Genomic DNA, 21,931 nt, shown 5'->3' on the forward strand with positions numbered 1-21,931 from the left:
CGCAATGGTCAAGTGGTGGATGTCTTTGCCTTATACATTTAAAAGTAATAAGGTGTGGTGATATTTTTTCCTTGATTTTTATCGGTTTTTTACTGATATTCTTGTGTTGATCAACAAACTTTTGGATTGTCCCGGAAAAGGCAGACGGGTTTGGCCAAAAAGGATAACAACCGCTTGTTTCACCATAAGCAAAAACAAAGAATGCTGCACAGGGCCGGGAAATAATATATGTCTTCAACACCGTATTCAAACCACGAACTGCAGCTGGCCAATGAGTTTGTCCAGCACACGGGCTGCAATATCTTTCTGACAGGCAAGGCCGGTACCGGTAAAACCACTTTTTTGCATCAACTGAAAAACAACACGGCAAAACGAATGATTGTCACCGCCCCCACCGGGGTGGCGGCCATTAATGCCGGCGGTGTTACGCTCCATTCTTTTTTTCAATTGCCCTTTGGCCCGTTTATCCCGGGCAGTGAGACATCTGAGATCAATCGCCAGCGCCAGTTCCGGTTCAGCAGGGAAAAAAAACAAATTATACAAAGCCTTGATTTGCTGGTCATAGATGAAATCAGTATGGTGCGGGCGGATTTACTGGATGCCGTGGATGCGGTGTTGCGGCGTCATCGCCGCAATAACCAGCCCTTCGGTGGTGTGCAACTGCTGATGATCGGAGATCTGCACCAGCTATCGCCTGTGGCCAAACCGTCAGATTGGCAGATTTTACAGCAATTTTATGATTCGGTTTATTTTTTCAGCAGTCAAGCCCTTGAACAGACGCAATTGTTAACCATTGAATTAAAACATATTTATCGTCAGTCAAACCCCCGCTTTATCAACCTTCTGAACCAGGTGCGGGACAACCGGCTGGATGGTGCCGCTATTGAAGAATTGAACCAGCAGTATATTCCAGGGTTTATCCCTGAAGACGATCAGGGCTATATCACCCTGACCACCCATAATAACGCTGCCGATGCCATGAATCAGTCCAAACTCCGGGCGCTGACGCAAACAATGCATTCTTTCAAAGCGGAGATTTCCGGGGATTTCCCCGAGCACACCTATCCGACCCCGGCCAGGCTTGAGCTTAAAGAGGGTTCCCAGGTGATGTTCCTTCGCAATGATACGGCTGTCGAAAAGCGGTATTATAATGGGAAAATCGGTAAAATCAAAACGATTTTCAACCACACCATCCGCGTGGTCTGCCCCGGCGATTCAGAGGAGATCGTGGTTGAACCGGTGGAATGGGAGAATATCAAATATACCGTGAACCCTGAAAATAAGGACGTTCAGGAAGAAGTTATCGGCAAATTCAAACAATACCCCCTGAAACTGGCCTGGGCCATCACCATTCATAAAAGTCAAGGGCTGACCTTTGACAAGGCCATCATTGATGCCCAATCCGCTTTTGTCCAGGGGCAGGTGTATGTCGCCTTGAGCCGCTGTAAAACCTTTGAGGGAATGGTGTTGACATCTGCCATTCCTTCCCGGGGCATTGAAACGGATCAAGCCGTTTTGGGCTTTGATGAAAAGGCCAGGCAACATCCACCCTCCCAAACCCGTCTTATGGCAGCTAAAATTCGCTATCAGCAAGACCTGCTCCTGGATTGTTTTGATTTTCAACTTCTGAACAACCGCCTGGGCTATCTTGTCCGGCTGTTGCTGGGAAATGCCAAACGGGTTCATCTGTCGGGTCTGGTGGATATCAGTCCCCTGCAGCAAATGGCCCGGGAAAATATTTTCAGGGTCAGTGAAAAATTCAAGGATCAATTGTGCACCATTTTTACGGACGACAGCCTGCCGGCATCCAATGCCCATGTGGTGGAACGAATCGGAAAAGCTTCAGCATGGTTCCAGGAGAAATTCCACCTTATTTTTGACGACCTGGTCAAAAAATTTCATGTGGAAACCGACAATAAAGAACTGGGTAAAAAAATTGACAATGCCCTGAATAACCTTAAAAAAGAAATTGCCGTAAAGTTGGCGGGCATTCTTTGCTGTGAAAACGGATTTTCACCATCAAATTATCTGCGGGCCATATCCCATGCCGAGATCGAGTTTGCCCCGGAAAAAGCAAAAAAAAGTCAGGTTCCGGCCTATGGTGAATCAGACATTGAACATCCCGCATTATTCCAGGATTTAAAAGACTGGCGGTCCCGGAAGGCCAGAGAAGGGGGCATTGCCCATTTCCAGGTGTTACACCAACGGGTATTAATCCAGGTTGTGGTCTGTCTGCCCGACACGATTACGGACCTAAAAAAAATAAACGGTATTGGCAGGAAAACGCTTGAAAAATATGGTGAAGACCTTGTGACCATGGTATCGGCCTATCGCAAAAAATACGGGATAGACAAGGTGATCCTGCCCCCCCTCAAAGCGGTGCCGGCAACAAGTGACCCTGCCGTAAAAAAGGGGTCTTCTCCTGACACCAAACAAATCAGTTTTGATATGTTCAATAAGGGCGTTGCCATTCCCCGGATTGCAAAAGAAAGAGGTCTGGTAGAAGCCACCATTCAAGGGCATTTGTGCTTTTTTGTGGAAAACGGCCAATTGGATATCCGCCGGCTGATGTCCCCTGAAAGACAAACCACCATTGAAAAACAACTGGAACAAGCCACCGATAATTCCATCAAAACCGTAAAAAATGAGCTGGGAGACGACTACTCGTTTGGTGACATCAAACTGGTGCTGGCCCACCAGAGTTTTCTGGCATCAAAACAAAAAACCGGATCATGGACTATTGACGGTTAAAATGATAAATAGACAGGAATAAAAAAAGGAGGCTGGTGCTGAAAAGAGAAACCAGGCTTAAAAATTAATTGAATAAATTGAGACAATAAAATGGAAAGATTTTTGGTTATCGCTGTTTCAGCTGCTATTGGAACGGCTTTTTACGTATGGTTTTCCCAATCAGTGAAAAAGCAATCCATGCAGGACTATATTCTGTCACACCAGTGGCTGTTGCACCCGAACTCAATTTGCTACTGGCGGACTGTCATGGCTGTCCTGGGATTTGCCCTGTATTTTTTTTCCCCTTATCAAGCCGTTGCCATCTTTATCTTTACTTTTGCAGCAATCCTTGATGGTGCTGACGGTGTTGTGGCAAGGGGGTGTGATCTGGGGTCCCGCTGGGGAGAATGGCTGGATCCCATGTGTGACAAATTGACCTATTTGCCACCATTGATTGGATTCGCCTATGCCGGAATTATATCATTAGATCTGATATGGATACTTGTGGCCATTGAGTTGGTCGGCCAGTTTTTTGCCCGGCGGGTTTTGACCTGGATGAACGTCTCCGGGGCGGCCAATAATTTTGGAAAGATTAAAGCCATTATCTGCTTTGGCCTTGTTATTTTATGTGCGCTGATGGATAAAAATCCGGGTATCATCAACATTGCCGATGAAGTGCTCATGGCCTGCATTATCCTTTCCTCTGCATCCGTGGTCTTTAAATTTATTCCCAACCGGCTCTACGCGGATATCCTTTCTGCGTTAAATTTTTGTTGTGGTGTGACCAGCCTTATCCTGACCCATCATCATTATTTTGCCTGGGCAATTTGTATTATTATCGTGGGGCAATTGTTTGACTTGTTTGACGGGCGTATGGCGCTCAAGCACGGGGGAACCAAGTATGGCCCTTATCTGGATGATATTGCGGATTTTGTCAGTTTTGGCCTGGCCCCGGCCTATGTGATTGTGCAAAAAGGCGGTTCATTGGCATGGGGTGTCGCCGGGCTCTTTATTTTTGGGGTGGCATTTCGCCTCATCCGGTTTATTTCGATGGATAAAAAACGGACCGACCTGCCCGAGGGCATATTCAACGGACTTCCCAGTCCTGCAGGAGCATTGATCGTTCTGGGCGCCTCTCTTATCGCACCGCCGGCCATATTGTGGGGACTGGCCAGTGTTTCTGTGAGTTTAATGGTGACACATATCCGGTTTGTCCATTTTGGACGGGTGATGCTTAAACAGATCCCTAAACCCGTATTTTTCGTGATCAGTGCTGCCATTATCATTACGCTTTCTTTTATTTTTAAAACAAAAAATGTCCAGATGTTTGGATATCTGATTCTGGGATCTGTTTTTGCCTATATGGTTATCGGCAGGAAGTGGATACACGGATAAAGGCAAGGCCATGAGATCCATCCATTCCTTAACCTACCCATCCGAGCTAAGAAAAAGCAACCAATTCCTGTCGTTCCTCATCCCACAATTTTAAACGAACACAAGACAGGCTATCCATCATTGTAAGCTGTTTTTTGGCTTGGAGTGCAGGAACTGCATCGTAACACTTTTTCAGGCTATAATTGGGGATTTTTGGGTTCAGATGGTGAACATGGTGATACCCGATGTTGCCTGAAAACCAGGCCAGTAAACCCGGCAACCGGTAAAAGGAACTGCCTTCCATTGCCGCGTTCAGCGGCGTCCATTCGTTTTTGTGTGCCCAATACCCCCCCGGAAACTGGTGCTGCAAATAAAACAGCCAGATTCCCGCCATCCCGGCAAGCCATAACACGGGTACCTGGATCAACAGGTATGTTTGCCATCCAATAAACCAAGCGGCAATCAACATCATCAAGAGGATCAGCAGGTTGGTGAATAAAACATTCCGTCGTTCTTTCTGGCCCACCGTTCGCGTTGAAAACCGGTTACCGACAAGAAAACTGAAAAATGACCCCACTCCTATCAGGACCACGGGGTTGCGGTATAGCCTGTAGATCAATTGTTTTCTCTTGGGTAACGCGGTATATTCCTTCAGCGTCAAGGTCCAGATATCGCCGAATCCCCGTGCATCGAGATTGGCGCAGGTCCCGTGATGCCGAAGGTGGCTGAAGCGCCAGTCTTTAAAAGCCGTGAACACCAATACGCCGAGAAGGTAACCAAAGAAGGTGTTGAGCCGCTTTGATATGAAGAACGAATCATGTACACAATCGTGAAACAATATGAATATCCGGACCAGAAAAGCGGCAGCCGGCAGGGCCAGTATCAAGGTCAGCCAATAGGGATATCCGAGTTGTACGGATCGGATCATCAGATACCATAGACAGGCATAAGGGATTAATGTGTTTGCCAACTGCCAGCTGGCTTTGCCCGGGGCTGGATTCCGGAAAGTTTTCAAAAGCGGGTACCAGTCTGGCCAGGCACGACCCAAATGCGCTTTTGCGCCATTGCTGTTTTTTATATCAAGGTCATTTAAACTCATTTTAAGCCTCCATTTGACGCGGCTGATTTTTTAAATATATAAGTGGATCGTCAGCCATTGAAATCGTCCCCACCGATAATTTGCCACACCCGCTAACAAATTGTGTTTGAACGAAAACTCACCCATCTGCTGCGTTGCTGCAAAACTCTGAAATCTTCATGTACATTAGTACACTCCGGTTTCAGAGTTTCTTGCGCCTTGCATATGGGCAATTTTTCGTCCAAACACGGGTTCCCGTTCAGGCACTAGCTAACCGATGGATGCGCCAGCGATGTAAATAAAATTGAGACTGTGCTTGAAAATTCAGTGTATGAAGAAACCAATCAGATTAATTTTTGTATAAAATTTTATCAATATCTGTGGGGATTGTAAATAATATTTTAATTATCAACTCCGCGGTCGATCCTATTTTGACAATCAAGTATTCGTGACAAATTTATTCAGATCCTTTTGCTTTGACTCTCACCAGGTGAAGATCCGCCAGGATGGTGTAAAGACAGGGAACCACCAGCAGCACCAGTACAGTGGACATCAAGAGTCCGAACACAATGGCACAGGCCAGTGGAATGAGGATCTGTGCCTGCATGGACCGTTCTGAAAGAAGGGGCAAAAGTCCTGCAATCGTTGTCACAGAGGTCAGTATTACCGCCCTGAACCGCTCCCTTGAGGCCAGTTTGCCTGCTTCGGCCACGGATTTACCCGCCGCTGTATGGCGCCGGATAAAACTGACCAGCAAAATGGAATCATTTACCACGATACCAGCCAGGGAGATAAACCCCAGAATACTGGGCATGCACAGATCCAGTCCCATGATCATGTGACCCCAGACCACACCGATAAAGGCAAACGGAATGGTGATCATGATCACCAGCGGTTCCTGGTAGGACCGGAACTGAAAACTCAACAGGCAGAACACACCGAAAATGCCAATTCCCAGGGCTTTTACCATACCGCCCATGGACGTTTTCAACTCTTTTTCCTGGCCTTCCAGTTCCACGGTGATACCGGGAAATTCTTTGGTCAATTCCGGCAGGAATTGGTGTTTTGTGTCGGCGATGATATCAACGGCATTGGCCACCCGGGTGTCCACGTCACCGGTCACGGTAACGGTCCGGTCCGCATTCACCCGTTTGATCCCGGCATAACCCCGGGTCCGGGTAATGGCGGCCACGGTATCCAGGGGAATCCGATCCCCGTTGCCATTCATCAGATAAAAATTTTCAAGCTGGGACAAGCTGTTTCTGTCATCCCCTGCCATCCTGAGATTGACCTCATAGGATTCATCCCTCACAATGATTTCACTGGCCGTGGCGCCGTAAAAAGCGGCTCTTAATTGTTTTGAGACACTCCTGGCGTCAAACCCTCGGATCTGGGCACCTTTTTTAAGCATTACCTGGATTTCAGGCTTGCCGGGCCGGAGATCATCATAAAGATCTGATACCCCTTCATAGGCATAAAACCAGTTGATCAGTCGGGCAGATGCCAGTTTTAATTCATCCAGGTCCTTTCCCTTGAGGCGGATTTCAATGGGCAGTCCGCCGGGCCCGATGGTGGGTTCTTTAAACGCGATGGCAATGGCATCCGGGATATCGCCGGCCAGGGTTCGCCATTGATGAATGATGTCATCCATGGTGCTGGACCTGTCTTCAGCATTTAGCAGGTCCAGGGAAACCGTTGCCACATGGGTGCCCTGTTCTCCTGCATCTGCATTGGTGTTGAACAATATGCTGATATGCTTCACCAGGTCTGCCTCTCCCGGCTGGGACCCAGACAGATTTTTGTTCATCTGGTGGGCTGCCACCACCATCTGGTCCACATACCTTTCAGTTCTTGCCAGCGGGGTCCCCTGGGGGAAAAGAAGCCTTGCCTGGAGAACCTCTCCTTCGATATCCGGGAATGCCTGAATTTTCAGATGTCCGCCAGCAATTAAAGCGATGGATGCAATAAAGGCAAAGATGACCATTCCGACAAACAGATATCGAAGATTCACCACCCCATCAACGACTGGGCCCAGGACATTTTCCCGGAACCCGTTGAGCCCGTCATCCATTTTCTGCCGGAATCGATTTTTCGGTTCATCCGTCCGGAGGGTTGAAAGGGAATGGGACAGGTGATGGGGAAGAATAAAAAAGGCTTCCACCAGACTGACGGAAAGGGTCAGGATCAGGATCACGGGGATGACATAGAGCACCTTTCCAATATCGCCGGCCATGCTCAATCCCAGGGCCCCGAAAATAAACACCGTGGTTAAAAATGACGAAAATACCCCTGCTGCCACTTCAGAAATGCCGTCCACCGTTGCATTAAAGGCTTTTTTGCCCTTTTCCAGGTGGGCGGCAATATTTTCGGCTATCACGATGGCGTCATCCATCAAAAGGCCCAGGCCGATCAGCAGCCCCACCATGGAAAGCATGTTAATGGAAAGTCCCAGGTGCCGCATAAAGAAAAAGGTCAGAAAAAAAGACACTGGCAGCCCCATGGCCACCCAGAAGGAAAAGCCAAACGGGAAAAAGAGCAGCATGGCTAAAAACACGAGAATCAGTCCCTGTACGGCATTTTTTACCAGCATCAACAGTCGGTCCCGGACAATTTTGGACACATTCTGGGTAATGGTAAAGGAGACACCCGCCGGTGCCCGGATCTGTTCCTCCGCTAAAAACCGGGTCACCGTATCCATTATTCTCAAAGCGTCTTCAGACTTGGTCTTGTTGATCTGGAGAATCCCGGCCCGGCGCCCGTCAAACAAAATTTTATCCTCATCATCCATGAACCGATCAGAAATCTTGGCAATGTCTCCCAGACGGATTTCAGTCCCGGTTTCAGAAGAGGCCACAATGAGATTTCCCAGATCATACCGTGTTTTCCTTTCTTCGGAAAACCGGATCAGGATCTCTGCGTCCTTTGTTTCCAGGCTTCCGGCGGGCAGGTCCAGGTTCTGGCCTGCCACTGCCCCTTCAATATCAGATACAGACAGGCCCAGCCGCATCAGGGTGTAAAACGGGATTTCAATTAAAAATTCATGGTCTGAAAACCCCAGGATGTCCACCTGGGAAACCTTATCCAGGCGCTTCAACCGATCTTTTAAATCCTCGCAATACAATTTCAAGTGCAGGGGACTCATGGGGCCGGTCACGGCCACCGCCACCACCGGGTCTATCCGGTTGACCCGTTTGACAATGACATCTTCCACTTCCCCTGGAAAATCACTGATGGCCTCCACTTCTGTTTTAAGGTCATTGAAAAACTCGATCATATCATTGCCTTCCACCATTTCCACCAGGACAGAGGCCCGGTTTTCCATGGCCGTGCTCTTGACCTCGGCAATATTGCTCACACTGTCAATGGCATCTTCAATCCGCTGGCAGACCGAGGCTTCCACATCATCGGCCGTGGCCCCGGGATAGACCACGGATATTTCCACCGCGTTGACGGAAAAGTCCGGAAAGGTCTCGCGTTTCAGATCGGTGACAGAGATGACACCCAACGCCACAAACAGCAGCATTAAAAGGTTGGATGCCGTGGGATGACCAGCCATATAGGAGATGATCTGTTTCAAGGGGGTCATTTTATTTTGTCTCCCCAAGGGCCTGTTGCTTCAACGTTTCCAGGACATCCAGGACCGCCAATGGTTTTAACCGCATCCCCTGGATGGCAGGCACCAGATCTGTCAGCACCAGGACGTCCCCCTGTTCAAGCCCCCCGGACAGCACTGCCATGTCTTGCATATAAAACTCAACGCCCACGGGCCGGATTTCAAGCCGGCTGCCCGGGGTGCAGATATACACCGTTCCGTCATGGACCGCACTCCGGGGTACCACCCAGCTGTCCGGCAGCAGCCTGCCGTATAATGTCACTTCCACATACATATTGGTCACCAGGGGCGGTCGTTTTCCCGGGATGATATTTTCATAGGGCTTGTCCACGGTGATATAAAGGGTCAGCGCACCAGTCTTAAGATCCATGGATTCACTGGTCCGGGAAAAAATACCCTCCCACTCAATGGGAAACGCCACGTCCATGGGGAGTGTTACCTTGGCTGCAATACCGATGGCCCGGCGGATGGTTTCCAGATCCGGCATCTGACTGAGATTGCCGTCATAATTCCTGGGCAAAAGGGTCATGAAACTTTTCGGTGTCAGCGACACGGGGATTTCCGCCCGGTCAACGCTTTCAGCTTCAACCAGAACCGTTCCGGCAGCCGCAAACTGGTGCAGCTCGATATTCACAACCGACAGGCGGCAGTCAAAGGGGGCACGAATTTCCGTTCGTGCCACATCCAGTCTGCGCTGGGTTACCGTGGATTCTCCGGATTTTTTCTGGGCCAGCAGGGCTTTTTTCTGGGACGGGATCAGATCCAGTGTGTTCTGCAGATTGTTCACTGTGGTCTGGCGGGCCAGAAACGTTCTTTCTTCCTTTTCAAGATCAGAAGCGGAAATATACTGGTTTGCAAATAATTCTCGTTTTCGTTTCAACTCCAGGCCGGCACTGGCAAGGGATTTTTTTTCAATGGCCAACAGGCGCTGGGTGTTTGTCCTGGATTGCTCCAGCTCCTTGAGCCTGGCATCCACATTCATCAGGTCGGCCACCCCCCGGGTTTCAGCCAGGCCATATGTCGTTGTGTCGATTTTAAACAGGACCTCATCTTTTTTTATGAAATACCCTTTTTTCAAATCCTTGTGAACAGACACCACCTTTCCGCTGACTTCGGATATCGCCTGCCAGGTGCGGTCAGCCGCCACATACCCGTATGTGATAACCCGGGGCACCACCGGCATTTTTTCCAAAGGAATCACCCGGACGGCCTGAACCCGTTCCTGGTTTTCAAGACGGATGGGGGGCTTTTTGTTTGTTTTCATTACGGCGAAAAGGACTATGCCGCATACCACAGGAAGAATGATCAATAGCTTTTTCAAGAGTTTCATAACGGTCACCGGTTGTTTGTTCGTTGGTTTTTTTTATCATTATGGCCTGCGCCGGTGGTCAGGTTGGAAATGCCGGCAATGGTTCGAACGTTAAATCCCAAAAGATCCGGCAGCATCCGGATTACATTCAGGACAGCCCTTGCCTGGACAATGCCGTCCGCCCATACCAGCGGCGGCACCACCGGATCTATAATGATCCGATTATCAGCTACTTCAAGTCCGGCCCGCATGGCAGCCGGATTGGAGGTATCAATGAGCAAGGGCAGGTCCGTTACACGCTGAACTGCCCGGATGAAAAATTGCATGCCCGCTTCAGGCTGTTTCCCCAGAGGCCCGGTATTCAAATCAATGGCCCATGCTCCTTTTGCCACACATTGTTTTACAAGCCCCTGTATCGGTTTGGGATCAAGGTCTTTGAGTGCCTCCTGGATGTCTGTTTTTGTAATCCTTAGATTATCAGCGATCAATTCCATAAGCTCACTCCATATTCACAAGTTCAATCAATCAGCAGGATGATACCATTGACACGACAGATAAAAAAATGATTTTTTGTGTTTTAATTCGGTTATAACGAAAAACCATCCAGGCGCCGGTAAATCCTCACCCTGAAAGGATGGTCTGGCACAATCGAATGCCTTCCATGCTGTCCGTCGTACACAGGTCTGCCCCCACAGCCTTGCACACCCGTTTGCTCATCAAATGTCCGCCGGCCAGGTATGCCCGGGGTGCCAGACCTTGGGGAACATGGATTTTCAAGTGGGCAATGGTTTCCTTGAGCGTGTCCAGACAGGTGCTGATCAAACAGGAAAACCCGACAATATCCGGCTTGTATTCATGAACCGCAGATAAAAATGTGGCTTTCGATACATCCACCCCCAGGTCGTGCACGGCAAAGCCATGGCCGCGTAAAAAAGCCTTGAAGATATCTTTGCCGATATAGTGGATGTCGCCTTCCACGGTTCCGATGAGGATTCTGCCCACACCCTGTTGAAGCGACGACCCCATGGTGAGGGGCAGAACCATTTGACTGATTTGTTCCATGATTTCACCGGCCATGATCAGCCCGGATATAAAATAGATTCCTCGTTCATAGCGGAGCCCGACTTCAGTGATTCCTTTATGGGAATAGGCGATGATCTGCAATGGATCCATTCCATCGGAGATCAACTGCCGGGCCATGGCAAGTGCTTTTTCTTCATCCAGCGCTGCAATCATGGTGCTCAGGCGGATTAATTTTTTTTCCCTTGTCATTGCATCCTTTGTTTTTATTTCACTGAACTTTCGTATGCCTGGGATTCAGGCTTTTTTTATGGCACTTTTTACCCGTTTGGTCATGAAATAATGATAAAAAGCACCAAAAAAAAAGCCTGATCCCGCTCATTAAAGCTGAAGACCGAAAGTGGAGTTATTTCATCTGCTCAGGTCAAACCCCACCATTGTTTTAAATCGAAGCTTATCTCCCCGGCAGATAAATTGTCCCCAGCTGATGGGGGTTTCATCAAAATCATAAAACAAATGTTCTATCCTGAAAGCCGGTTGAAGCGGCATTGTGTTGAGCAGTCCGGCCTCTTCCGGGTTGAGGACCATGGCTTCCAGGGTTAAATTTCCTCTTTTTAAACATGTCTGCCCGTTTCTTTCAAAAAGCCCGTATAGGGTGGTGACCTCAAGCTCAGTTTCGATGACGGGCCTGAACGGGTCGTAAATCAGGTATTCCTTGTGGAAAATAACCGGATCTCCATCCTTTAATAACAGCCGTCTGAGCAGGAGAACCCGCTGCCCTTCGGAAAGCTGAAGTCTGGCTGCCGTATCTGCATCGGCTTTTAATGTTCTGGCTTCAAGAAGCTTGACCTTTGCCCGATCCTGGTCTTTGAAAATGTCGTAGAATTCATTCAGGCTGAAAGTTGCTCCCCCCAGATCAGGTGCCTTGACAAAGGTACCGCTGCCCTGCACCGTTGTAACGATTCCCTGGTCCAACAGCAATTGAATGGCACGGCGAACGGTCATGGGGCTGACCTTGTGGATACGCCTCAATTCAGATTCTGACGGCAGCCGACTGCCCGGCAGATAAATCCCTTTGGAGATTTTTTCCCTTAACAGGTTGCAGATCTGTTCGTAGGCCGGTTCATGGGACCGGCGATTTACAACGTCTTCGGTATTGCCGCTGATGTCAGTTCTTAAATGGGAAGCATGTGTTGTCATGATCTATATATATAAATTATCTGTTTTTAGAAGTCAAGGCATTGGAAAATCCGGGTCCGATCAGCGATTTGCCGTAAAACAAACCCGGGTTTAATGGGGGGTATAACCGGCTGCCTGAAACAGGGCTGTCCTTTTTTGGGATAGGACCAAACGTATATGGTTCTATGGTTTTACTGGAAATCAAGGGATGGCTGTCGATCTGGCAGGATGTTGATAAAAATATTTTAAAAGCATTGACAAGTTATCTATATAACTTTATGATTTCTATCTCATAGGGATAAAGGGAAACAAGAAAAAGCAGGTTTGAAGGGGATATGAACTTGGAACCTTAATGAAAGGAAATGAAACGTGTTTGACAAATTAATTGATGCCGTGACCAACATGAAGGAGAACGAGGCATTGAGCCTCACCCAGGAGTTGCTGGACAACAATGCCGATCCGGTTCAACTTCTGGATGCCTGTACCCGGGCAATGGAAATTGTCGGCAAAAAATTTGAATCCGGTGTCTATTTTTTGCCGGAATTAATGATGGCTGGTGAGATCCTCAAACAGATTTCCGGAAAGGTGAAACCCATGATACAGGATCAGGCTGAAGGGGAAAAAGTCGGCAGGGTCATCATGGGAACCGTTCTGGGAGATATTCATGATATTGGCAAGGATATTGTCATCTTTCTTCTGGAAGTCAACGGTTTTGAAGTGTATGATATTGGTATTGATGTGCCGCCGGAAAAATTTGTAGCGGAGATCAAGGCGTTTAAACCCCAGGTGGTGGGCATGAGCGGGTTGCTTACCCTGGCCTTTGATTCAATGAAAGATACGGTAACCGCCATTTCGGATGCCGGGTTAAGAGAGGATGTGAAAATTATTATCGGTGGCGGTCAGATGAGTGATAAAATTAGTGCATATGCCGGTGCTGATGCCTGTGCCAAAGATGCAATGGATGGCATTAACATTATCAAAGAATGGACCCGAAAGGTTTGAAAAAATGAAAGAGCGTTGGACAAAAGAAGCAGCCGATGCCGGGGAAAAATTATCCCAACAGTTTGACATCTGGCTTGCCGCTGAGAATATTCCCTTTGTGAGCCCGGAAGCCGAAGCCCTTTACCGAGAAAGAGTTGAGCTGTATCGGGATGCCATTCAGATGAAAACCGTCCCCAAACGTATCCCGGTATGTCCTTCAGCCGGCAGTTTTCCCATTGAATATGCCGGGATCACCTGGAAAGAGGCCATGTATGATTACAAAAAGCTGGGGTATGCATGGAGAAAATACCATGATGATTTTGATCCGGACGGGTATAGTGCACCCCGGACCATCGCCCCCGGCAAGTCCCTGGAGATACTGGGGCTGGAGCTGTATCGCTGGGCCGGCGGCGGTCTGAGGGATGACCAGGAATACCAGTTCGTTGAAAAAGAATATATGCGGGACGATGAATACTATGATTTGATTGACGACCCCACGGGGTTTTTCCTGAACACCTATTTCCCCAGGATTTTCAAGGAACTCGGCGCGCTTAAGAAAATGCCCATGCTCCCGCCGATCCATGAACTGCCCGTTATCCCGTCCGGCATCATTCCCTTTGGCATGCCGGATGTGCAGGCGGCATTTGCCAGGCTCTGTTCAGCAGGCGAGGATGTGAACCATTGGCTGGCCGAAGTGACAAACGTCTCCATTGCCCAGATGGCCAATGGCAAACCCAGCTTTTCAGCCGGATTTACCAAGGCACCCTTTGATGTCATTGGTGACAGCCTTCGGGGAACGAAGGGGGTGCTCATGGATATGTTCCGCCATCCCGAAGAACTGGTGGAAGCCTGTGAAAGAATTACACCGTTCATGATCAAATCCGGTGCGGCAGGCTGCAAGGCGGCAGGTCATGTCATGCCCTTTATTCCCCTTCACAAGGGAGCGGATACGTTCATGTCCGAAGACCAGTTCATGACATTCTACTGGCCGACCCTGAGAAAGCTGATCATCGGTTTATCCAATGAAGGCGTCGTTCCCCAGTTGTTTGTGGAAGGGGCTTACAACCGGCGCCTTGACCTCATTGATGACCTGCCCCCGGGCAAGGTGGTCTGGTGGTTTGATGCCACTGACATGGCAGCCGCCAAAAAAACCGTGGGCCGGACCAATTGTATTGCCGGCAATGTTCCTTTGGATATTTTGTGTACGGGTACGCCGGATGATGTAAAGGTCTATTGCAAAGACCTGATTGATACCGCCGGCAAGGATGGCGGATTTATCATGACCAGCGGTGCCGGTGTCCAGGGGGCAAAAGCTGAAAACGTAAAAGCCATGATTGATTTTTCCAAAAAATATGGGGTCTATTCATAAGCCTGGCGGGTCACAAGGCCGTTGTGACCCAAACCGCTTTAGCGGATTAGATCACCTGAAAAGGATGGGTGACAGCATATGATAACATTAAAAACAATCGTATCAAACAAGGACACGTCAGTCACCATAGGTGGTAACGGACCCACCATTATGATTGGTGAGCGGATCAACCCCACGGGGAAGAAAAAACTGGCTGATGCCTTGCGCAAGGGAGATATGGACGCTGTAAAGGCCGAGGCAAAAGCCCAGATCGCCGCTGGCGCCCAGATTCTCGATGTGAATGTGGTAACAGAAGATGTCAATGAGATGGATATCCTTCCCAGGGCCATTGCGGCCATCCTGGAAGTGGCCGATATTCCCCTTTGTATTGATGTCAACAATCCCAATGCCTTGAAGAAAGCATTGGACCTGTACCCGGGTAAAGCCCTTGTCAATTCAGTCTCTGCAGAAAAGCGGTCTTTGGAAGAGGTGCTTCCCCTGGTAAAAGAATACAATGCCGCTGTGATCGGGCTTGCCCTTGATGATGACGGTATCCCGAAAACAGCAGAAAAACGGCTGGAAATTGCCTGCCGGATTATTGACGCGGCAAAGGCGATTGGCATTCCCAAAGAGGACATCATTATTGACTCGTTATCACTGGCCCTGGGAAGTGATGACCAGGCAGCAGCCGTCACCCTGGATTCGGTTCGGATGATCAATGAAGCGCTTGGGGTGAACCAGACACTGGGGGCGAGCAATGTCTCGTTTGGACTGCCCAACCGGATAGAGGTCAACAAAGCCTTTCTTCCCCTGGCCATTTCTGCCGGGGTGACCTGTCCCACAGTCAATCCCCTGCATGTGGGGGCAACCATTATGGCAACGGATCTGATCCTGGGGCGGGATCGATTTTCAATGCGGTATATCACTGATTATAGAAATCGAAACAGCTCATAAAAAAATCATGTGTGTGTTTATCTGAAATTCAAATTGTTTTGTGAGAGTATCTGTTGTATTCTTATGTCATTCAAAATAGATTGGAAAATAAGGTTTTTCCGGAGTATCATTGAATGAGCATTTATTTTTAAAAGGTATTATCATGAATATTAATTCACATCTTTTGGGTGACCATCTTAAGAGTATGGGAATCATTTCTGGAAAGCAGTTGGAAGAAGCACTGCAGATTCAACAGGGTTTTTTTTCTGATAGCATATCTGAATCCCATATGAATCGGGCGGAATTGATCACGAAAAGCAGGAGGGGAAGCAAGGATGTCCCCATGCTGGGACAGATTTTGCTGGAAAAGGGGTACATCACAAAAGATATGCTTGATTCAGTTCTTGCCATACAGAACTGCCAGGTCAGGGAGTTGCGTCTTTTGAGCAGCGAAAAACTTGCTCTTGTTATCCAGATAGGCTTTATTATTAATTCCACGGTTAATTTGATCGATGTCTTATCACTGATTATGAAGTATGCCAATATCGTGACCGATGCCATGGCCAGTACCCTGATGCTCCTGGATGATAACACCGGGGAGCTGGTATTCAGTATCCCTACAGGTCCCAATGCAGATGAGTTGAAAGATATCAGAATCCCTTCAGGGGTTGGTGTGGCCGGCTGGGTGGCAAAAAACCAGCAGTATGTTTTGATAGAAGATGCCAGAAAAGATCCTCGATTTTATCAGGGAATTGATGATATGACCAGCGTTGAAACAAAATCTCTGCTGTGTGTTCCCATGAGATCCAAACGAAAATTTATCGGCGTACTGGAGGTGATCAATAAAAATGAAAGCCCCTGTTTTACAGAAGACGATGCGTTGTTATTAAGTATCTTTTCCCATCAGGCTGCGATTGCCATTGAAAATGCCATGTTGTTTAATTCCATTGAAACTCACCGGGATACCGTTTAGCTTAAGCGTTCTATCTTAAGGCGGGGCGGTCACACGTCTGGTGCGATACCTGCTCGGCAGCAACGGGAAGCAGGATTTGTCTGACGGTAACAGATGCGACACTTAATCTTGGCGCCACCATCGAACAAAAAGACCCTGGGGGATAACCATGACGTTACGAATAACACGCTTAAGAAAAAAAACCCGGGAGAAAGCGGTGACCCTCTCCCATGAAAGGGCCGACCTTGTTACCTCTTTTTATCAGACCCATGTCCGCATGGATAAATCGATTTGTGTTCAAAGGGCCTTATGCCTCAAACATGTGCTTGAAAATAAAAAAATATATATTGGCGACGATGAATTGATTGTTGGCGAAAGGGGACCTGAGCCCAAAGCAGTGCCCACCTATCCTGAAATCTGTCTGCATTCCCTGGCTGATCTTGAAATTTTGGATTCAAGACCCAAGGTGGCCTATAGGGTCTCCCGGGAAACCAGACAAGTGTATGCCGAAAAAATCATCCCGTTCTGGACGGGCAAGACCATAAGAGAAAAAATATTTACAGCCATGGAGTCCCCGTGGATCGATTCTTTTAACGCCGGGATTTTCACTGAGTTTCAGGAACAACGATCCCCAGGGCACACGGCGGGCGGGGCGTTGATTTATCATAAGGGATTCAATGACCTGAAGACCGACATTCAACAGGGACTTGAGAGGCTTGATTTTTTTGAAGATACCAAGGGCCTTGAAAAGCAGGAGGTCTTAACCGCCCTGGAGATGGCTGCAGATGCCTTGATCGCCTTTGCCCATCGGCATGCGGATGTGCTGGACCACAGGGCAAAGCAGGCAACAGATTTAAATCGGAAAAGGGAATTGGAGGCCATGGCCCGGGTCTGCCGGAGAGTGCCGGCCCATCGGCCGGAAACCTTTCATGAGGCATTGCAGTATTACTGGTTTCTGCATGTCGGGATCATCACGGAACTGAACCCCTGGGATGCCTATAATCCGGGACGGTTTGATCAGAACCTCTATCCGTTCTATAAAAAAGATTTAGAAGACGGAAGATTAACCCGGGAGCAGGCAAAGGAATTGCTGTGCTGTCTCTGGATAAAGTTCCATAACCATCCCGCACCGCCAAAGGTGGGTGTCACTGCGAAGGAAAGCAATACCTATGTTGATTTCTGCCTGATCAATCTTGGCGGCGTCACAAAGGAGAACCAGGATGGGGCGAACGAATTGACCTACCTTATCCTTGACGTCATCGAGGAAATGCGGCTTTTACAGCCCAGTTCCATGATCCAGGTATCCCGGAAAAATTCGGACCGGCTTATCAAACGGGCATTAAAGATTATTGCCACCGGGTTTGGTCAGCCCTCCGTGTTTAATACCGATGCCATTCTCCAGGAGATGGTCCTGCAGGGCAAATCCCTGGAAGATGCGAGAAGCGCAGGTGCATCGGGGTGCGTGGAGGCCGGTGTCTTTGGAAAAGAGTGTTATATTCTGACCGGCTATTTTAATCTGCCTAAAATCCTGGAAATTACCCTTCACAATGGGTGGGATTCCCTGACAAGTCGTCAAATCGGCCTTGAAACAGGAGATCCGAGACGCTTTGAAACCTTTGAGGATCTTTTTGATGCCTATAAAAAGCAGGTGGAATATTTTGTAAAGATCAAGATCAAAGGGAACAATATCATTGAACAGATTAACGCAAAGTACATGCCCGTTCCGTTGCTGTCCCTTGTCACAGAAGATTGTATTGGAAATGCAAAAGATTATAATCAGGGCGGTGCGCGATACAATACCTCCTATATACAGGGCGTTGGTATGGGAACCATCACAGACTGTCTGTCCTCACTGAAATTTAATGTGTATGATCAGCAGCAGGTTTCCATGGAAGCGCTGTTGAACGCCCTGGAAAAAAACTTTGAAGGACATGACACCCTTGTTCGTCAACTGGATCAAGCGCCCAAGTATGGCAATGATGACGATTACGCAGATGATATCATGAAAAGCGTGTTCGGGGTATTCCATGACGCTGTGACCTTCAAGCCCACTGCCAGGGGAGGGGTCTATCGGATTAATTTGTTACCCACCACCTGTCACGTGTATTTTGGTGAAATCACCGGCGCGTTGCCGGACGGGAGAAAAAAGGGGGTACCGTTTTCTGAAGGGATATCTCCGGTACAGGGTGCAGACCGGCACGGTCCCACTGCTGTGCTTAAATCCGCAGGCAAAATGGATCATTTAAGGACCGGGGGAACCCTTTTGAACCAAAAGTTTCTACCTGATCTGTTGACCGATGAAAACGGGTTTCAGGGTCTTGTGCACTTAATCCGGTCTTATTTTAAAATGGATGGCCATCATATCCAGTTTAATGTGGTATCGGAAAAAACGCTGAGAGATGCCCAGGCCCATCCGGAAAAGTATACGGATCTGATTGTCAGGGTAGCAGGATATTCCGACTATTTTGTGGACCTTACCCAGGGCCTGCAGGAAGAAATTATACACCGGACAGTCCACAGCACTTACTAGATGGAAAAGGCTAGTCGACAGATTGCGGTTAAAATCCCCTTTTTTTCCTTGACTTGTCCGTCGGGTATTAATAGATATAAGTATCTTGTCAATTTTTGAATCCAACAAAGAAATGGTCTGTATTTCATGGATTCATAAAATGCTTTGTCACATTTTTTATTACTAATTACTTTTAAGGGGAGAAAAAAGATGAAATGGCGTAAATTTTTATCTGTCGCAAGTCTTGCCGTCCTTTTTTGTATGGTGGCCATATCTGTTCAGGCGAAAACCTTTGTTTACTGCTCGGAAGGCAGTCCGGAAGGCTTTACTCCGGCACTATACACATCCGGAACCACCTTTGATGCATCATCCCGGCAGTTGTTTGACAAACTGGCGATGTTTGAGCGCGGTACCACAAAAATTATTCCAGGACTTGCCACATCCTGGGATGTCTCTGCAGATGGTAAAACCTATACTTTCCATTTGAGAAAAGGCGTTGATTTCCATACCACTTCTTTTTTTACACCCACCCGTCAGTTCAATGCAGATGATGTTATCTTTTCTTTCATGCGGCAGTTTGATAAGACCCACCCCTACCATAAAATTTCCGGTGGCAGTTATGAATATTTTAATGGCATGAGCATGCCGGATTTGATTCAATCCATTGAGAAAAAAGATGACTATACCGTTGTTTTTAATTTGAACAAACCGGAATCCCCCTTTATTGCCAATATGGCAATGGATTTTGCCTCTATTCATTCAGCAGAATATGCAGACAAAATGCTGAAGGCCGGAACCCCTGACGAATTCGACCAGAAACCGGTTGGAACGGGACCGTTTGTGTTTGTTTCCTATCAAAAAGATTCCACTATCCGATACATTGCCTTTGATAAATACTGGAAAGGCCGGGCCAAAATTGACAAACTCGTTTTTTCCATTACCCCGGATGCATCGGTTCGGTATGCCAAATTAAAGGCGGGTGAAGCACACCTCATGCCTTATCCCAATCCTGCGGATATTAAAGCCATGAAAAAAGATGCCAGCATCCAGCTGATGGAACAGGAAGGGTTGAATGTGGGGTATCTTGCATTTAATGTTACCGTAAAAGAATTTGAGAATGTTAAGGTTCGTCAGGCATTGAGCATGGCCATTAACAAACAGGCCATTATTGATGCCGTATTCCAGGATTCGGGTAAAATTGCTAAAAATCCCATCCCGCCCACCATCTGGTCGTATAATGATAAGGTAAAAGATTATCCCTATGATGTTGCCGGCGCAAAAAAATTATTGGCTGAAGCAGGATATCCCAATGGGTTTGAGACGGATATCTGGGCCATGCCGGTACAGCGTCCCTACAACCCCAATGCCAGGAGAATGGCTGAGATCATCCAGGAAGACTGGTCAAAAGTCGGTGTTAAAGCCAAAATCATCTCCTATGAATGGGGGGAATATCTCAAACGCTCCATGAATGGTGAACATTCCACCGTTCTTCTCGGATGGACCGGTGATAATGGTGATCCGGATAATTTCCTGGCGGTTCTCCTAGGGTGCGATGCCGTGGGCGCTTCCAACAGGGCACAATGGTGCTATAAACCCTTTGATGATCTTCTCATGAAGGCGAAACAGGTATCAGACATCAAAGAAAGAACAAAACTTTATGAACAAGCCCAGGTTATCTTCAAAGAACAGGCCCCCTGGGTTACCATTGCCCATTCAATTGTATACAAACCCATGAGCAAACAAGTGGTTGATTTCAAAATTGATCCCTTTGGCGGACACGTTTTTTACGGTGTAGATCTGAAATAATCAAGGGTCGGTTGAATGATTAACGGCGGTGCAGCAGCTGACTGCAGCACCGCCCTTCTTACTATATGAATGTGATGCCATCATGATTCAATTTTTTTTTAGACGACTGCTTGATATCTTTCCCGCCTTTATTGGCGTGACCCTCCTGACGTTTTCCCTGATTCATTTGATTCCCGGTGATGCAGTGGAACTGCGTGCCGGAGAGCGAGGGATCGATCCTGCCCGGCATGCCGCCATGAAAGTGGAGATGGGTCTGGATAAACCCCTTTATGTGCAATATTTCAAATATATTGGTGGCGTTTTTAAAGGCGATCTGGGGCGGTCCTTTGTCACCAAGAAACCCATTTTGGAAGAATTTTTAACGCTGTTTCCCGCCACCCTTGAACTGTCGACCTGCGCCATGATTTTTGCGATCCTGGTGGGACTTCCGGCCGGCATTATCGCCGGGGTGAAAAGGGGGACGGTTTTTGACCATACCGTCATGGGGGCATCCCTTACCGGCTATTCCATGCCGATTTTCTGGTGGGGACTGTTAATGATCCTGTTTTTTTCAGTCCACTTGGGGTGGACCCCTGTTTCAGGGAGGTTGTCCGCCCTTTTCTGGATTGATGTGGATACGGGTTTTATGCTCATTGATACCCTGCGGTCTGATGAACCCGGGGCCTTTAAATCCGCCCTGAGTCATTTGATCCTGCCGTCCATTGTTCTTGGCACCATTCCCCTGGCCGTTATTGCCCGGATGACACGGTCTTCCATGCTGGAAGTTCTCAAGGAAGATTATGTCAGAACAGCCAAAGCCAAGGGCCTGACCCCAAACCGTGTTATCCTGGTCCATGCATTAAGAAATGCAATGATACCGGTCATTACGGTTATCGGCCTTCAAACAGGGGTTCTTCTGGCCGGTGCCATTCTGACGGAAACGATTTTTGCCTGGCCCGGCGTGGGAAAATGGATTCTTGAATCCATCAACCGACGGGATTACCCGGCCATCCAGGGGGGGATACTTATTATCGCCACATTAATTATTTTTGTGAATCTAGGGGTAGATATCCTGTATGGGATTATTAATCCCCGTATTCGGTATACCCGTTAGGACGTT

Annotated in this window: 15 protein-coding genes; 9 read left to right on the plus strand and 6 right to left on the minus strand. The window is 48.0% G+C overall.

The genetic code is table 11. The features are described from left to right. The first annotated feature begins 228 nt into the window (after window positions 1-228). Together Q1Q15_RS07595 and Q1Q15_RS07600 are read left to right on the plus strand one after the other, a co-directional pair. Window positions 229-2,751: a helix-turn-helix domain-containing protein gene (locus Q1Q15_RS07595; RefSeq protein WP_300458148.1), complete on the plus strand. Its 2,523-nt coding sequence runs from the start codon at window positions 229-231 to the stop codon at window positions 2,749-2,751. A gap of 90 nt (window positions 2,752-2,841) precedes the next feature. Continuing rightward, on the plus strand, window positions 2,842-4,125 hold the full coding sequence (locus tag Q1Q15_RS07600) for a CDP-alcohol phosphatidyltransferase family protein (RefSeq protein WP_300458150.1): 1,284 nt from the start codon (window positions 2,842-2,844) through the stop codon (window positions 4,123-4,125). 46 nt (window positions 4,126-4,171) lie between these two features. On the opposite strand, the gene Q1Q15_RS07605 is transcribed toward Q1Q15_RS07600, so the two are convergent. From Q1Q15_RS07605 to Q1Q15_RS07630, 6 genes are all read right to left on the minus strand, one after another. After that, on the minus strand, window positions 4,172-5,203 hold the full coding sequence (locus tag Q1Q15_RS07605; protein WP_300458151.1) for a fatty acid desaturase: 1,032 nt from the start codon (window positions 5,201-5,203) through the stop codon (window positions 4,172-4,174). A gap of 436 nt (window positions 5,204-5,639) precedes the next feature. After that, a complete protein-coding gene (locus Q1Q15_RS07610) occupies window positions 5,640-8,768 on the minus strand; it encodes an efflux RND transporter permease subunit (RefSeq protein WP_300458153.1) in 3,129 nt (1,042 codons plus the stop codon). A gap of 1 nt (window position 8,769) precedes the next feature. Next, window positions 8,770-10,125 (minus strand): hypothetical protein, encoded by a 1,356-nt coding sequence (locus Q1Q15_RS07615; protein WP_300458155.1) that lies wholly within the window; start codon window positions 10,123-10,125, stop codon window positions 8,770-8,772. A gap of 5 nt (window positions 10,126-10,130) precedes the next feature. Continuing rightward, complete coding sequence (locus tag Q1Q15_RS07620; RefSeq protein ID WP_300458157.1) at window positions 10,131-10,598, minus strand: hypothetical protein; 468 nt, start codon at window positions 10,596-10,598, stop codon at window positions 10,131-10,133. Window positions 10,599-10,725: 127 nt separating this feature from the next. Then, window positions 10,726-11,376 carry a cobalamin-dependent protein gene (locus Q1Q15_RS07625; protein ID WP_300458159.1) on the minus strand — a complete coding sequence of 217 codons (651 nt, stop codon included), beginning with the start codon at window positions 11,374-11,376 and terminating at the stop codon, window positions 10,726-10,728. Window positions 11,377-11,535: 159 nt separating this feature from the next. After that, entirely contained in the window at window positions 11,536-12,324 is a 789-nt protein-coding gene (locus Q1Q15_RS07630; RefSeq protein WP_300458161.1) for a GntR family transcriptional regulator, read from the minus strand. A 348-nt stretch (window positions 12,325-12,672) separates the two neighbouring features. On the opposite strand from Q1Q15_RS07630, the gene Q1Q15_RS07635 reads away from it, so the two are divergent. The 7 genes from Q1Q15_RS07635 to Q1Q15_RS07665 all read left to right on the plus strand — a co-directional run bounded on the left by Q1Q15_RS07635 (window position 12,673) and on the right by Q1Q15_RS07665 (window position 21,925). After that, window positions 12,673-13,305 (plus strand): cobalamin-dependent protein, encoded by a 633-nt coding sequence (locus Q1Q15_RS07635; RefSeq protein ID WP_300458162.1) that lies wholly within the window; start codon window positions 12,673-12,675, stop codon window positions 13,303-13,305. A 4-nt stretch (window positions 13,306-13,309) separates the two neighbouring features. Then, a complete protein-coding gene (locus Q1Q15_RS07640) occupies window positions 13,310-14,653 on the plus strand; it encodes a uroporphyrinogen decarboxylase family protein (protein WP_300458163.1) in 1,344 nt (447 codons plus the stop codon). 78 nt (window positions 14,654-14,731) lie between these two features. Further along, entirely contained in the window at window positions 14,732-15,586 is an 855-nt protein-coding gene (locus Q1Q15_RS07645; protein WP_300458164.1) for a dihydropteroate synthase, read from the plus strand. A 142-nt stretch (window positions 15,587-15,728) separates the two neighbouring features. Continuing rightward, window positions 15,729-16,538, plus strand: coding sequence for a GAF domain-containing protein (locus Q1Q15_RS07650; protein WP_300458166.1), 810 nt, complete (start codon window positions 15,729-15,731; stop codon window positions 16,536-16,538). Between the two features lie 148 nt (window positions 16,539-16,686). Continuing rightward, window positions 16,687-19,047 (plus strand): trans-4-hydroxy-L-proline dehydratase, encoded by a 2,361-nt coding sequence (hypD, locus tag Q1Q15_RS07655; RefSeq protein WP_300458167.1) that lies wholly within the window; start codon window positions 16,687-16,689, stop codon window positions 19,045-19,047. Between the two features lie 189 nt (window positions 19,048-19,236). Continuing rightward, window positions 19,237-20,832 carry an ABC transporter substrate-binding protein gene (locus tag Q1Q15_RS07660; protein ID WP_300458168.1) on the plus strand — a complete coding sequence of 532 codons (1,596 nt, stop codon included), beginning with the start codon at window positions 19,237-19,239 and terminating at the stop codon, window positions 20,830-20,832. An 82-nt stretch (window positions 20,833-20,914) separates the two neighbouring features. Next, window positions 20,915-21,925 carry an ABC transporter permease subunit gene (locus Q1Q15_RS07665; protein WP_300458169.1) on the plus strand — a complete coding sequence of 337 codons (1,011 nt, stop codon included), beginning with the start codon at window positions 20,915-20,917 and terminating at the stop codon, window positions 21,923-21,925. The last annotated feature ends 6 nt before the right edge of the window (window positions 21,926-21,931 follow it).

Origin of the sequence: Desulfobacula sp., assembly GCF_030145145.1 — a bacterium.
In the GTDB taxonomy this organism is placed as follows: domain Bacteria; phylum Desulfobacterota; class Desulfobacteria; order Desulfobacterales; family Desulfobacteraceae; genus Desulfobacula.